The 14525-nt window shown below is 73.8% G+C and carries 10 protein-coding genes; 6 read left to right on the top strand and 4 right to left on the bottom strand.

The window, feature by feature from the left end:
- Positions 1-189 precede the first annotated feature (189 nt).
- Positions 190-1371 (top strand): glycoside hydrolase family 3 N-terminal domain-containing protein, encoded by a 1182-nt coding sequence (locus RM445_RS21425; protein WP_311558598.1) that lies wholly within the window; start codon positions 190-192, stop codon positions 1369-1371.
- A 69-nt stretch (positions 1372-1440) separates the two neighbouring features.
- Here RM445_RS21425 and RM445_RS21430 read toward each other — a convergent pair whose 3' ends face one another.
- Positions 1441-7134, bottom strand: a complete 5694-nt coding sequence (locus RM445_RS21430; RefSeq protein ID WP_311558599.1) for an ATP-binding protein — start codon at positions 7132-7134, stop codon at positions 1441-1443.
- A gap of 221 nt (positions 7135-7355) precedes the next feature.
- On the opposite strand from RM445_RS21430, the gene RM445_RS21435 reads away from it, so the two are divergent.
- From RM445_RS21435 to RM445_RS21450, 4 genes are all read left to right on the top strand, one after another.
- A complete protein-coding gene (locus tag RM445_RS21435; protein WP_311558600.1) occupies positions 7356-8237 on the top strand; it encodes an alpha/beta fold hydrolase in 882 nt (293 codons plus the stop codon).
- A gap of 2 nt (positions 8238-8239) precedes the next feature.
- Positions 8240-8617 carry a VOC family protein gene (locus tag RM445_RS21440; protein WP_311558601.1) on the top strand — a complete coding sequence of 126 codons (378 nt, stop codon included), beginning with the start codon at positions 8240-8242 and terminating at the stop codon, positions 8615-8617.
- Positions 8618-8729: 112 nt separating this feature from the next.
- Positions 8730-9119, top strand: a complete 390-nt coding sequence (locus RM445_RS21445) for a TIGR03618 family F420-dependent PPOX class oxidoreductase (protein ID WP_311558602.1) — start codon at positions 8730-8732, stop codon at positions 9117-9119.
- 93 nt (positions 9120-9212) lie between these two features.
- The gene (locus RM445_RS21450; RefSeq protein WP_311558603.1) at positions 9213-10592 is read left to right on the top strand and encodes an ATP-dependent 6-phosphofructokinase; all 1380 of its coding nucleotides are present in this window, start codon (positions 9213-9215) and stop codon (positions 10590-10592) included.
- Positions 10593-10700: 108 nt separating this feature from the next.
- On the opposite strand, the gene RM445_RS21455 is transcribed toward RM445_RS21450, so the two are convergent.
- Positions 10701-12203, bottom strand: a complete 1503-nt coding sequence (locus tag RM445_RS21455) for a S1C family serine protease (RefSeq protein WP_311558604.1) — start codon at positions 12201-12203, stop codon at positions 10701-10703.
- Between the two features lie 296 nt (positions 12204-12499).
- Between RM445_RS21455 and RM445_RS21460 the strand changes: the two genes are divergently transcribed.
- Positions 12500-13762, top strand: a complete 1263-nt coding sequence (locus RM445_RS21460) for a TMEM165/GDT1 family protein (protein WP_311558605.1) — start codon at positions 12500-12502, stop codon at positions 13760-13762.
- A gap of 10 nt (positions 13763-13772) precedes the next feature.
- On the opposite strand, the gene RM445_RS21465 is transcribed toward RM445_RS21460, so the two are convergent.
- Positions 13773-13985: a hypothetical protein gene (locus RM445_RS21465; RefSeq protein ID WP_311558606.1), complete on the bottom strand. Its 213-nt coding sequence runs from the start codon at positions 13983-13985 to the stop codon at positions 13773-13775.
- A gap of 110 nt (positions 13986-14095) precedes the next feature.
- The gene (mihF, locus tag RM445_RS21470) at positions 14096-14407 is read right to left on the bottom strand and encodes an integration host factor, actinobacterial type (protein ID WP_311558607.1); all 312 of its coding nucleotides are present in this window, start codon (positions 14405-14407) and stop codon (positions 14096-14098) included.
- Positions 14408-14525 lie beyond the last annotated feature (118 nt).

Genomic DNA, 14525 nt, shown 5'->3' on the forward strand with positions numbered 1-14525 from the left:
CGCGCGCACCACCGGTCGCGTACGCGCGAGTCGGTACAGAATGGCGAGCGAATGTGCGATCCGGGGCACTTCGATCTCGCCCCGGATCGTGATTCCGCTCGCCCGTTCGTGCCGACTAGCGCGAACCCTGCGTGCGCCCGTGCTCCCCGGTCCGCGGCCCGGGCGCCTGCTGCGGGAGGATCGGCGGCGATGCCCCTCCGCCGACGCCTGCCCCGCCCCGCGACCGTCCTGCTCACGGGCGTGCTGGCCGGTCTCATCACGGCCGGGGTCGTCGTCGCGGTCCGGCCCGTCGGCGGAGCCGCCCCTCCTGCCGCCTCCGTGCCCGTGTCCGACACCGCGGCGCCCGCGACCCCCACCGCCGCACCGGACCCCTGTGCGGCGGCGGTCACCGCGATGTCCCCGCGCAACCGGCTCGCCCAGCGGCTCGTCGTCGGGGTCGACGCCGCCGATCCGGCCGCGGTCGTCGACACCGTGCGCGCCACGCAGGTCGGCGGGATCTTCATCGGCGGCAACGCCACCGCACTGCTGCGCAACGAGGCCCTGGACAAGGTGCAGGACGTCTCGACGACCCCGCTCGCGGTCTCGGTCGACGACGAGGGCGGCCGGGTCCAGCGGATCGACGGTCTCGACGGGCAGTTGCCCAGCGCCCGCCGGATGGCCGCACGCAACACCCCGGAGCAGGTCCGTGCGCTCGCGCTGACCCGCGGCACGGCGTTGGCGGCCCGGGGTGTGACGGTCGACTTCGCTCCGGTCGTGGACGTCGGCGACCAGCCCGCGAACTCCGTCATCGGCGACCGCGCGTTCTCCGCCGACCCAGCGGTTGTCGTCCGCTACGCCGGAGCGTTCGCCGACGGGTTGCGCGCGGCCGGCGTCCTGCCCGTGCTCAAGCACTTCCCCGGGCACGGCCACGCCAGCGGCGACTCGCACAAGGGCCGCGTCATCACGCCGCCGCTCGCCGAGCTCCGCACGATTGACCTGCGCCCCTACGAGCAGTTGCTGGGTTCGGGAAAGGTCGTGGTGATGGTCGGCCACCTCGACGTACCCGGGCTCACCGACGGCCTGCCCACCTCGCTCACCCCGGCGACCTACCGGCTCCTGCGCGACGACTACCGCTTCGACGGCCTGGTGGTCACCGACGACCTGGGCGCGATGAAGGCGGTCACCGGCACCTTCACGCTGCCCGAGGCCGTGCTGACGGCACTCGCCGCGGGCGCGGACCAGGCGCTGTGGTCCTCAGGTGCGCAGGACGCCGCCGCGGTCGGCAAGCTCCTCGACTCGCTCGAGAAGGCCCTGGCCGACGGCCGCCTCGACACGGCCGCCAACGACCGCGCCGTCGCCCGCGTGCTGGAGGCCAAGGGCGTCTGCGGGTAGCGGCACGCCCGCGCCGACTCGCGCCGGCGAACGTGCCGACTCGCGCTGACGAACGTGCCGACTCGCGGGCTACCCCGTGAACCGGGCCATGCCGCGGCGGACCGCGTCGATCAGGTACGGGCGCAGGTCCGCCGACGGGACGATCCGGTGCACCGAGCCCATCCGGTGGGCGCGCTCCACGCTGTGCGCCGCGTCGAACTCGGCCGCCACCTCGCCCAGCTTGTCCGAGCGCACGCCCGGCCGGATCGCCGCCAGCTCCGCCGAGAGCCGGGCCGCCTCGCCCTCGGCCCCCGCCGCGGTCGCCTTGGCGATCCGGGTCTCCAGGTCCGTCACGCGCGGGTCGGCCGCCGTCCGCTTGTTCACCTCGCCGGCGAACACGACCGCCGCCGCCGGTGCGCCGCCGATGACCGACGCGTGCGAACCCTCGACCGCGGCGACCTCCATCGACTCGTTCAGGGTCCCGGAGAACACCACGAACGCGCCGCCGTGGTAGCGGCTGATCACGCAGAAGACGATCGGGCCGTCGAAGTTGACCACGGCGCGGCCGATCTCCGCGCCGTACTCCAGCTGCAGCTGGCGCAGCGACTCCGGCGAGCCGTCGAAGCCCGACAGGTTCGCCAGCACCACCAACGGCCGGTTGCCGCTGGCCGCGTTGATCGCCCGCGCGGTCTTCTTCGACGACTTGGGGAACAGCGTGCCGGCCGTGAAGGTCGTCGGACCGTCCACCGGGGTCGGCCCGCGCCGCGGCAGCGGCCGCGACTCGATGCCCAGCAGCGCCACCGGGTGCCCGCCCAGGTGCGCGTCGTAGACCACGACGTTCTCCGCGTCCAGCATGTCCACCCAGCGCTCCAGGGGCGCATGGTCGGCGTCGGCCACCGCGCGCAGCACCGAGCGGATGTCGAACGGCTTCTTGCGCTCGGGGTTCGTCGCGACGTGGAAGATCTCCCCGACGCGCGTGAACTCCCCGCCGGTGTGCGGGGCCTCGCGGACGTCCCGCCGGTCCGGGTCGGACGTCGGCGCGGGACGCGGGAAGCGCTCGCCGGGTGCCCGGTAGGTGTGGGCGTAGTGGGCCAGCAGGACGTCCATCGCGTTCGACAGGTCGGGCGCCCAGTACTGCGCCTGCCCGTTCGGGCCCATGATCCGGTCGTAGCCGCCGATGCCGAAGTTGTCTTCGGCCGACACGCCGCCCGAGTAGTCGAGCGACTGCTTGCCGGTGAGCACCATCGCCGAGTCCGGCGTCATCACCAGGATGCCCCTGGTGTGCATGAGCATCGTCGCCTCGGCGTTCCAGTACGGCTGCGCGCCGACGTTGATGCCGGTCACGACGACGTTGATCTCGCCGCCGTCCTGGGTGAACTCGATGATCGCCCGCAGCACCCGGGAGATCCAGTCCATGTTCTCCGTGCCGGAGTCCATGGCGATCTTCGCGCCCGCGGAGACCGCGAACCACTCGATGGGCGCGGACATCCGCCGGGCGAGCTCGATCGCCGCCACCACCCGGTGGCACTCCTCCGCGGCGATCGCGCCCAGCGCCCGCGTCGGGTCGCCGATCAGCACCACGCGCCGCATGCCCTCGGGGTAGCGGGCCGTCGGGGTGGTGACGGTGCCGAGCACGATGTTGGCCGTGTTGCTGCCCGGTGCCCGCTCGACCGGCACCGGCGCACCGGTGTCGTCGAGGTCGTACTCGGTGAACGTGCCGGGCTCGCCGCCCGGATCCGGGTTGCGCACGAGCATCGGAACCAGCTCGTAGGGATAGACGGCGCCGCGGCGCCGGGCCCGGATCACCTTCTGCGTGTAGGCGTCGAGCTCGCGCAGCGGCCCGGCGGGCGGATTGGTGACGCGCACCGTCAGGCCCGCTCCCGGCGGCCGCGACAGCCGCAGCAGCAGCTCCTTCGGTTCGGTCCCGCCTCCGAGGAGCTGCGGGGCCGCGCGGAACTGCACGAGGATCTGTTCCAGCCCCAGCCCCTCGGTGCGTGGCGCCAGTTGGCTCACGACGTTGTCGAACTCGTCGAGCGGCAGGTCCACCACGGGCCACACGTAGAGCAGCACCCGGTTCCACTCCGATCGTGCATCCGCGCCAGCCAGATTGTCATTGGGCGTGGCGGCGCGGGCCGCCCGCAGCGCGTCGAGGCACGCGTCGAGGATCTGCTCGAGCTGCGGCAGCGCACGCACCCGGCCGTGGGCGTCGCGGACCACCGACAGGTCGCGCACGTCGGAGAGCGCGACGAGGCGGCGGTCGTCGGGCACGTTGCGGCCCACGGCGCGGAACAGATGGACGTCGACCGGCGACGGCAGCCGGGTCAGCGTGAAGTTCGACAGCCGCCAGAGTCCCAGCCGCTCGGCCACCATCGGATGCAGGCCACGCAGGGTGCGGTCCTCGACGGGCTGTCGGTTCACCTCCGGGGCGTCAGCCCCGGCCGTGCTCACAGCAGGATGGAAGGTGAACCAGTTCGACCGCTCGTCCGACGCCCGCCGGCGCACCGCGACGGCCACCCGGTCCAGCGGGGCCGGCAGTGAGCCCAGCATCTCGCGGATCTTCTCCGCGGACCTGTCCGGGTCGTCGGGTGCCTCGCCGGCGGTCACGTAGAGGTCGAGCAGCACGGTGCTGTCAGCCGGGAGCCGGGAGATGATCCGACGGAGGTCCGCCTGCACGGCGCGCGGTTCGCCGGCGCGTGGTGCCTCGGGGGCCGTGTGCACGGTGGTCGCGAGCACGATGTGGTCGCGACCGCCGTGCCGGTAGGCGGCCGACAGCAGCGGGCGGCCGCCCCGGTCGACGACGTTCACGTCGGTGAGGTGGCGGATGCGGTAGTAGCGCCGCGTCATCACCTCGAGCATCGCGGCGTGGTGCGGGGCGCCGAACACCGACAGGATCGGCTCGGCCGCCGCGACGATGTCGTCGATGAGCGCCGCCCGGACGGCAGGATCGGTCGTGGTCGCCAACCGGTCCAGCTCGACGCGCACCTGCTCCTGTCCGCGGGTCCGCGCGGCGGCGAGCAGCGGCTCGTCGAAGCCGCGGAACCGCACCTGCCGCGCCAGGTCGCCGACCACGGGGTGGCGCACCTGGGTCGCCGCGATCAGGTGCTCCAGGGTGCGCAGATACTCCTCGCGCACGGCGGGCGGCAGGTCGGCGAGCACCTCGGTGTGGGTGAGCCGCCACTGCAGCAGGTCCAGCACCACGGGCACGTGTGCACGGGCTCGGCGGTGGGCGAGGAACATCCGGTATAGCGCGCCGGCGAGCGCCTGGTCGCCGGGGTCGTCCAGGTCGAAGACGCCGTAGTGCGCGAGCGCGGCGCGCAGCCGGGCCCGGAACGGCGCGGGCAGGCCCTCGGCGTCGGCGTCGCGGGAACGCAGGAACGCGTAGAGGTACTCCTGCGGGTTGTGGGCCCGCTCGGCGCTGTCGGCCTCCGGGACGCCCTCGGGCTGCGCCTCCTCCACCTCGGGACCGCGCCGGTTGCGCGACAGCGCCGACAGGTCAGCGAAGATCTGCATGATCGCGAGTTCGCCGGCGAGCACGTCAGGATCGTCGTCGGGCAGTGCATCGCGGGCCGCGGACAGCGCCCGCGGCAGCTCGCGGGCGTCGGCCTCGTCGATGTCGTAGCCGAGGACGAGGGACCGCAGCGCCGCCAGCGTGTCCGCCGCCGCGTCCGACGACGACGCGCGCGACGCGCCCGCATCCGTCGTCGCCAGCGCAGCCAGTCCGACCCGCTGCTCGGCCACCGCGCTCGCCGGGGCCGCGTCACCGGCCGGCTCCAGACGCAGCAGGGTCGTCCCGCCCTCCACCTGCGTGTTGACCGCGACCAGCACCTCGCGGACCCGGCCGGCGAACGGCGCCCGCAGCGCCGTCTCCAGCTTCATGCTCTCGACGACGGCCAGGGTGTCGCCTGCCGTCACCGTGTCGCCCGCCGCGACCGGGATCGCCACGACCATCGCCGGGGCGGGCGCGCGGACCAGCCCGGCCTCCCCGCCGGAGATCCGGTGGACGGCCCCGTCGACCTCCACGACGTAGTCGGGCCCCTGTGGCGCGACCAGCACCGCGTACGTCCGGCCCGCCACCGTGAGGCGCCGCTCGAAGCGGCCGATCCGCTCGGCGGTGACGTCGACCCGCACACCCTCGAGCTCCACCCGGTAGCGGTTGCCCCGGGTCTGGGCCACGCGCAGGCGGTAGGCGTCGCCCGCCGCGCGCACGTCGATCTGGTGCCACGTCTCGTAGCCGACCTCGGGACGGCCGCGCTCCGCTGAGGCGAACAGCTGCTCGCGCTGCCGCGCCGCGTGCTCGTCCTCCGCCTCGACGGCGACGGCGAGCAGCGCCACGTCCAGCCGCCGCGGCGGCCGGTAGCCCTCGGCCATCAGCCGGTCCAGCCAGCCGGTGTCGACATCGCCGGTGCGCACCTGCGGCCGGTCGAGCAGGTCGAGCAGGAACGCCTTGTTGGTGGTGCCGCCGTCGATCACCACGGACGTCTGGCGCAGCGCGCGGGCGAGACGGCCACGCGCCTCGTCGCGGTCGCGGCCCCAGGCGATCACCTTCGCGATCATCGAGTCGAACTGCGGCGGGATCGTGTCGCCCGCGGCGACGCCGGTGTCCACGCGCACTCCCGGGCCGCCGGGCAGCACGAGGTGTTCGATCAGGCCGGGCGCCGGGGCGAACCCCTGCTCGGGGTCCTCGGCGGTCAGGCGGGCCTCGATCGCGTGCCCGTGCGCGGGCGGCGTGGTCGCGGCGATGTCGGCGAGCCGCCCGCCCATCGCGACGTGCAGCTGCAGCTTGACGATGTCGACGCCGGTGGTCGCCTCGGTGACCGGGTGCTCCACCTGCAGTCGGGTGTTGACCTCGAGGAACGACAGCTGCCGCTCGCGCGGGTCGTAGAGGAACTCCACGGTGCCGGCGTTGACGTACCCGGCGGCGCGGACGAGCTCGGCCGCGGACGTGCGCAGCAGATCCTCCTGCGCGGCGTCGAGCGCGACGGAGGCCGACTCCTCGAGCACCTTCTGGTTGCGCCGCTGCACGGTGCAGTCGCGCACGCCCAGCGTCCACACGTCGCCCGCCGAGTCGGCGACGACCTGCACCTCGACGTGCCGCCCGCCGCGCAGCGCGCGCTCGAGGAACACGGTGGCGTCGCCCGCGGTCCGCGCGCCCTCGGCGGACGCGCGCGTGAACGCCTCGTCGAGCTCCTCGGGCCGACCGACGAACCGGATCCCGCGCCCGCCGCCGCCCGCGGTCGCCTTGACCATGAGCGGGTAGCCGATCTCCTCGGCGGACGCCCGGGCCGCGGCGACGTCGGCCACCGGCCCGCCGCTCCACGGTGCCATCGGCACGCCGACCCGGGTGGCGAGCACCTTGGAACCGATCTTGTCGCCGAGGGCGCGCATGACCTCGGGGGAGGGGCCGACGAAGACGATTCCCAGGTCGCGGCACAGCTCTGCGAACTCGGCGCGCTCGCTGACGAAGCCCCAGCCGGGCCAGACGGCGTCGGCCCGGCAGGCGCGCAGGGCGCGGGCGAGGCCGGGGAGGTCCAGGTAGGGGTTGGGCCCCATCTCGGTGGCGGCGCCGTCGGTGTCGGGGCCGATCAGCACCGCCTCGTCCGCCTCGCGGACGAACATCGCCCGCCGGTCCGCCGCGGTGTACAGGGCGATCGTGCGCAGCGACGGGCGCCCTTCGGCGTTCCACTCGCGCACGGCGTTGACGAGCCGCATCGCCGGCTCGCCGCGGTTGACGATCGCCAACCGCTCGAACGGACGTCGCCCGGCACCGGTGCCGCCAGCGTCCACGGCATCTCCCCCGTTCATCGCAGTCCCCGCACGGACCCATCCTCCCCGGACGTCCAGCCCACCCGACGCCGACCCGTCCCACCTCCACCCGCCAGTGTGTGCGCGAGTCGGTACCGACCGGCGCGCGAATGCAACATTCGGGGTCGTTGGCAGAACGACCCTGGATGACACGTTCGCGCGCCACTTCGTACCGACTCGCGCGAACTTGGGAGGATGTATCCGTGGGGCACGAGACGGCGGGGATCGGGACGGCGGCGGTCGAGCGGGACGGGCTGGTCTTCGACGTCACCACGGCCGGACCGGTGGACGGAGATCCCGTGGTGCTGCTGCACGGCTTCCCGCAGTCGGCCCGCTGCTGGGACGCGGTCACCCCCGCCCTGGCCACCGCCGGGTTCCGCACGATGGCGCCGGATCAGCGGGGCTACTCGCCGGGTGCCCGGCCGGTGGGGCGTGCGGCCTACCGCACGGCCGAGCTGGTCGCTGACGCCGTGGCGTTCGTCGAGGCCGCCCTGGCCGAGACGGGGCGGCCGCGTGCGCACGTCGTCGGACACGACTGGGGCTCCCTCGTGGCCTGGGCGCTCGCCGGCAGCCGGCCCGAGCTGCTCCACACCGTCACCGGGATCTCGGTGCCGCCTCCCGGCGCCATGTCCGCCGCGCTCCACCGGCCCCGCCAGCTCCTCGCGTCGTGGTACATGGCCGCCTTCGCGGTGCCCGGGCTGGCCGAGCGCGCCTTCGCCGTGCCCGCGGGTCGACCCTGGTCGCCCGGCCTGGTCCGCATGCTCGTCCGGTCGGGCCAGACCCGTGAGCGCGCCGAACGCGACGCCGCCCGGCTCGCCGACCCGGCCGCCCTGACCGCCGCGCTCACCTGGTACCGGGCACTTCCGCTGTCCCGCCGCGACGCGTTCCCGCAAGCCACGGTGCCCGCGCTCTTCGTGTGGAGCGACCGCGACACCGCGCTGACCCGCGACGCCGCCGAAGAGGCCGCACGACACGTCGACGGGCCGTTCCGCTACGCCGAGCTGCGCGGCGTCAGCCACTGGATCCCCGACGAAGCCCCGGGAGCGCTCACGGAGCTGCTCCTCGAGCACATCGGCGCCCGCTAGCCGTGGAGGTCCTCGCCGGGCGCGTGCTGATCCACCCCACCGATCTCGCGCGCAGCACCGTCTTCTACCGCGACGTCCTCGGGCTCGCGGTCTTCCGCGAGTTCCCGGGCGGCACGGTCTTCTTCCTGGGCGGCGGCTACCTCGAAGTCTCGGGCCGGGCGGCCGGATCGACAGCCGGGGGCGTGCAGCTGTGGATGCAGGTCCGCGACCTCGTCGCCGTGCACGGCGAACTGGCCGCCGCTGGCGTGACGGTGCTGCGCGAGCCTCGCCGCGAGCCGTGGGGTCTGGACGAGATGTGGATCGCCGATCCCGACGGCCTGCGGATCGTCGTCGTCGAGGTGCCCCCGGAGCACCCGATGCGCCGCGACCCGCGCTCCTGACGGCCGGCGCTGATGTACCGAACGCGGCGTTCGGTGCGGTAGACGTACCGAAAGCCGCGTTCGCTCCATCCCGGGCGCGCGGGGCGGGCGCCCGCCGGGCAGGCTGATCACCGTGGCGCGGACGTTGGACGGGGTGTCGGACGAGTTCCGGGAGTTCTGGACCGAGCGGCATCTCGCCGTGCTCGTGACCCTGCGCGCCGACGGCAGTCCGCACGCCGTGCCGGTCGGCGTCACCCTCGACGTCGAGACCGGGCTCGCGCGGGTCATCTGCCGCGGCGGGTCGGTCAAGGCCCGCAACGCCGACGCCCGCGGCGTCGCGGTGGTCTCGCAGGTCGACGGGCGGCGCTGGTCGACGCTGGAGGGCGACGCGGTCGTGCGCACCGATCCGGCGCCCGTCGCCGAGGCCGAGCGCCGCTACGCGGAGCGCTACCGGCAGCCGCGGCCCAATCCGGAGCGCGTCGTCATCGAGATCGCGGTCCGGCGGGTGCTCGGACTGGCGTAGACCCCGGCCGTTCGCCCGGCATAGTCTCGATCGGTACAGCCAGGGGCGGCCGCGGTCCCGGCGCGGCCCCGGTACCGAAATCGGGAAGGCGACATGAGCACCGCACTGAACACCGCCGCTGCCGGCACCTTCGACGGGGCGGACGCGCAGGCGCCGATCGGGAAACCCGACCTGACGGTGAAGACCCTCGGCACGCCGAAGGTCGCCTCGCCGATGGCGCCGCTGCTCGAGAACCGCCAGACCACCGAGCACTACGTCGACGAGACCGATCGCGTGCTGCTCGACGACACCCTGAACGGCGTGACCGGGCGTGGCGTCTCGGTCGAGGACCTGCCCGGCCTGGAGCCCTGCGGGCCCCGCCGGAAGATCTTCTTCGACCCGTCGAAGACCCGCGCCGCGATCGTCACCTGCGGCGGCCTGTGCCCGGGCCTCAACGACGTGATCGCCGGCCTCGTGCGCAACCTGACCTACCACTACAAGGTGCGCCGGGTCATCGGGATCAAGAACGGCTACCAGGGGTTCATCCCGTCCTACGGGCACGACGTCGTCGAGCTGAGCCCGGCCACGGTGCGCGACATCTCCGTCGACGGCGGCACCGTCCTGGGCACCTCGCGCGGCCACCAGGACCCCGAGGAGATCGTCGACTGCCTCGAGCGGCTCAACATCAACATGCTGTTCGTGATCGGCGGCGACGGGTCGATGCGCGGCGCGATGGAGATCGTCCGGGTGATCACCGAGCGGGGCCTGCGGATCGCCGTCGTCGGCATCCCGAAGACGATCGACAACGACATCCCGCTGATCGACCAGAGCTTCGGCTTCCAGACGGCCTTCAGCCTGGCCAGCGACGCGATCCGAGCGGCGAGGGTGGAGGCGAAGTCGACCGCGAACGGGGTCGGGCTCGTCCGGCTCATGGGACGGCACTCCGGCTTCATCGCCTGCTACGCGGCGCTGGCCCGCAGCGACGCGGACGTCGTGCTGATCCCCGAGGTGCCCTTCGCGCTCGACGGGCCGCACGGGCTGCTGGAGCACGTCCGGCAGCGGGTCGCCGAGCGCGGCAACGCCGTGGTCGTGGTGGCCGAGGGGGCGGGGCAGGACCTGCTGGAGGAGTCGGAGGGCAGCGACGCCTCGGGGAACAAGAAGCTGCGCGACATCGGGCCGTTCCTGCGGGCCCGGCTCATGGAACACTTCGAGAAGGAGGGCATCGAGACCTCCATCCGCTACATCGACCCCAGCTACGCCATCCGCAGCGTCCCCGCGAACCCCTACGACAGCGTCTACTGCGTGCGCCTGTCGCAGGCTGCCGTGCACGCCGCGATGTCCGGCCGCACCGAGATGGTGGTCGGGCGCTGGCGGCGGCGGTTCGTCCACCTGCCGATGGCACTGGCGGTGAGCCGGCGCAACCAGGTCGACGCGCGTGGCGACCTGTGGATGGCGGTGCTGGAGTCGACGGGGCAACCGGTCCGGTTCACCTGACGCCAGCAGGCGCGACACCGCGAGGCCCGATGCACCTGGCACCGGGCCTCGCGGGCCGCAGCGGGGGGGACGCTGCGGACGGCCGCAGCCGGGGGTGGCTGCGGCGATCTAGCGGCCGAACGGGTTCTGCTGCTGGCCGAAGGGGCTCTGCTGCTGCCCGAACGGACTCTGTCCGAAGGGCGAGTTGCTGCTGCTCGGCGCGGTGCTCGTCGTCGGGGCCTCGTCCTTGGTGCTGCCCAGCGTCACGTCGACCGACTTCTCCGCGCCGCCGCTCTGGACGCTCAGCGTCACCTTGTCGCCGGGGGCGTAGGAGCCGATGCGGGCCACGAGGTCCGAGAAGTCCTCGACCCGCGCGTCGCCGACCTTGGTGACGACGTCGCCCGCCTTCAGTCCTGCCGTCGCGGCCGCAGAGCCGTCCTGGACCGCGGCGATCGTGGCCCCGCCGGCGGCCTGCTCCTGCTGGCTGCTCTGCTGGCCGCCCTGGACCCCGAGCACCGGCTTGGTGGCGCTGCCGGTGTCGAGGATCTCCTGGGCGACGCGACGGGCCTGGTCGATCGGGATCGTGAAGCCCAGGCCGATGCTGCCGCTGCTCTGCCCGGCGGTCGCGATCGCCGAGTTGATGCCGATGACCTGTCCGTCGAGGTTCACCAGCGGGCCGCCGGAGTTGCCCTGATTGATCGGGGCGTCGGTCTGCAGGCCGTTGTAGACGACCGCCGAGCCGTCTTCGCCCTGCACACCGACCGTGCGGTTGAGCGCGCTGACGATGCCCGAGGTGACCGTGCCGGTCAGGCCCTGCGGCGAGCCGATCGCCACCACCTGCTGGCCGACCTGGAGGTCCGCGCTCTTGCCGAGCGTCGCAGCCGTCAGTCCGGAGACGTTCTGCATGCGCAGCACGGCGAGGTCGTAGCTGGGGGAGGTGCCGACGACCGTCGCGGTGTGCTCGGAGCCGTCGGCGAGCGTGACGGTGATGGTGCCGCCCGAACTGGCGACGACGTGGTTGTTGGTGAGCACCGCGCCGTCCGCGGTGAGGATGACCCCGCTGCCCTCGGCGACCCCCTGCGAGGTCACCACGCGGATGTCGACGGTGCTCGGCATGGCCGCAGCGGCGGCGCCGGCCACCGTGCCGTTCGAGGCGGGCGCGGTGCCGCCGGTCGCGGGCACCGACCCGAGCGCCGGGGTGCTCGCGCTGATCCGCGCGGAGTTGTCGAGCAGCGCGTAGGCACCACCGAAGCCGGCCCCGCCGCCGACCAGTCCGGCGATCAGCGCGGCGGCGACCACCCCGGTCATCCCGCGGCTGCGCCGGGGCTTCTCGGTGGGCAGCGTGACGGTGGGGTAGGGATCGGCGGGCCGCTCGGCCGTCGCGGTGCCGCCCCACCCGGGGGCCGCGCCGTATCCGCCGTAGGCGGGGGAGCCGTAGGAGCCGTACGAGCCGGCGCCGGGATGCGCTGGGCCGGGATGTCCCGCGCTGGGGAATCCTGCGGCAGGGTGTCCGGCCCCGGGAACTGCTGCACCGGGAACTTCGGCACCGGGGGTTCCTGAACCGGCAGCGGCGCCCGGGCCGACCGGGCCCTGCTCGTCGTACCGGCCGCCGTCGCGCTGCTCGTCAGTCATGAGTCCACCCTGCGCCGGGAGCCTGGGAGGAACCTGTGACACCGCTGGGAGTTCGACGTCAGTCGACCGTGCCTCTGCTGTGAGGTGCGTCGTCCTGCCGGGACGGCCCCGTCATGGGCCCGCTATCGTGGTGGCAACGAGGGGGAGTAGCTCCCAACGCTGCGGTCGACACACTGGCGCAAGCCCGGCCGCACGGCCCGATTCCGGTCGGGCGAGCGAGACCTTCGGTCTGGTTCGCCCGCGCGTACCGGATCGGAGACTCCCGGTCCGGCCATCGGACCCGAGGAGCCCCCGACATGAACGGCTTTCTGATCGCGTTCGCGGTCAGCTTCGGCGTGGTGTTCGTCGCCGAGCTGGGCGACAAGTCCCAGCTCATGGCCCTCACCTTCGCCACCCGCTACCGGGCGCTCCCGGTGCTGATCGGCATCACGATCGCGACGGCCGTCGTGCACGCGGTGTCCGTCGCGGTCGGCTACGGCCTCGGTGCGGCGCTACCCACCGGCTGGATCGCGCTGGTGGCGGCCGTCGCGTTCCTCGGGTTCGGTGCCTGGACCATGCGCGGCGACACGCTCACCGACGACGAGCAGTCCAAGGCCGAGCGCTCGACGGGGTCGGCGGTGGTCGCGGCGTCGGTCGCGTTCTTCCTGGCCGAGCTGGGCGACAAGACGATGCTCGCGACGATCACCCTTGCGACCCAGTACGGCTGGTTCGGCACCTGGGTGGGCTCGACGCTCGGCATGGTCGCGGCGGACGCCCTGGCCATCGTCGTCGGCCGTCAGCTCGGCAGGCACCTACCGGAGCGGGCCATCAAGTACGGCGCCTCCGGTCTGTTCTTCGTCTTCGGCGTGTGGCTCCTCGTGGACGCCCTCGCCCAGCTCAACGGAGTCTCGCCGACCGAGGCGCTCGCGCGGGCGCTCGACCACCACCTCGCCGGCTGGATCGCGGTCGGCCTCGGGCTCGTCGCGATGCTGCTGGGCGTGCTCGGACGCAGTCGCATGCGGAGGGCAGGGGCCACGAGCGGCCGCCCGACGAGGCGCGCGGGCACCCCGGCCTGGTGGGCACGGGCGCTGTTCGGCGTCGCCCTGCTGCTCGGCCTCGGGGCGCCGCTGCTGGTGGCCACGGACGTCGTCCAGCCGATCGCACTGTTCGACGAACCGGGCTGGGTCGCGGGCGGGGCGGCGATCGTCCTGCTCGGTACCGCGCTGCTGCTCGCCGCGCAGCACTCGCGGGTGGCGCTGCAGGCGAGGGGCGCGGATCCGGTGACGGCGACCGACGGCCTGCACGCCCGCATCAGGAACCCGGGGTTGACCGGCATCGTCGTGGCCACCGCGGGGCTGCTGCTGATGGTGCCGACGCTGCTGGGCGTGCTGGCCGCCGTGCTCGTGGTGGTGGCGGTGCACATCCAGGTCCGTGCCGTGCGTGAGCCCGGGCTCGCCCGGCGCCACGGCGAGGCCTACGACGCGTACGCCGCGCGCACGGGCCGTTTCCTGCCCCGGACGCCGGGCCAGCGCGAGCCTGCGGCCGCGCGGGCACCTGCCCGCGACGGCGATCGCCGCTGAGCGTGCGGGGTCAGCGCTCGTCGTCGTCGTAGGGGACGGCGGCGTCCTGTTCGGCGACGTCCGCAGGGTCGGCCTCCAACGGGAGGTCGTCCCTGTCGGGCGTGGGGTCGTCGTCGAACCCCGAGTCGTCGAGCCCCGAGTCGTCCAGCTCGGCCTGCTGTTCCGCGACGTCCGCGGGGTTCGCGGAGTCCAGGATGTCCGTGCCCGGTTCGTCGATCCTCATCCGCTGACCTCTCGATCGGTGATCTTCACGGCGCCGGAGTGCCCGGGGCCGCGTCCGCGCACACGTGGACCGTGCACGGACGCGGCTCCCCGGCGAAGGCCGATGCCGTACTACGCCAGGGCGTCGAGCAGGGCCTGCTTCTGCCGGTCGCCCAGGCCCGCGGCGCGGCGCGACGCGTCGATGCCGGTCTGCTCCAGCAGCGCCGTCACCTTGGCGGGGCCGTAGCCGGGCAGGCTCTTGAGCAGGTCGGCGACCTTGGTCTTGCCGACCACCGCGTCCGTCTTCGCGCGCCCGAGCACGGCCGGGATCGTCTCGTCGCCGCGCGCGATGGCGTCGCGCAGTTCCTTCCGCGCCGTCCGAGCCGCGGCGGCCTTCTTGAGGGCCTCCTGGCGCTGTTCGGGGGTCAGCGTGGGCAGAGCCATGATTCGTCTCCCTTCCTGTGAGCGCCCCGGGTGGGCGTCACCGCAGGTCATCTTCCCCGCAGAGCCTGACAGATTCGCATCACGCCCCGCGGACAGCCCCCGGTCGGGTGTGTCGCAG

It is taken from the genome of Pseudonocardia charpentierae, assembly GCF_031845345.1.
GTDB classification, from domain to species: domain Bacteria; phylum Actinomycetota; class Actinomycetes; order Mycobacteriales; family Pseudonocardiaceae; genus Pseudonocardia; species Pseudonocardia charpentierae.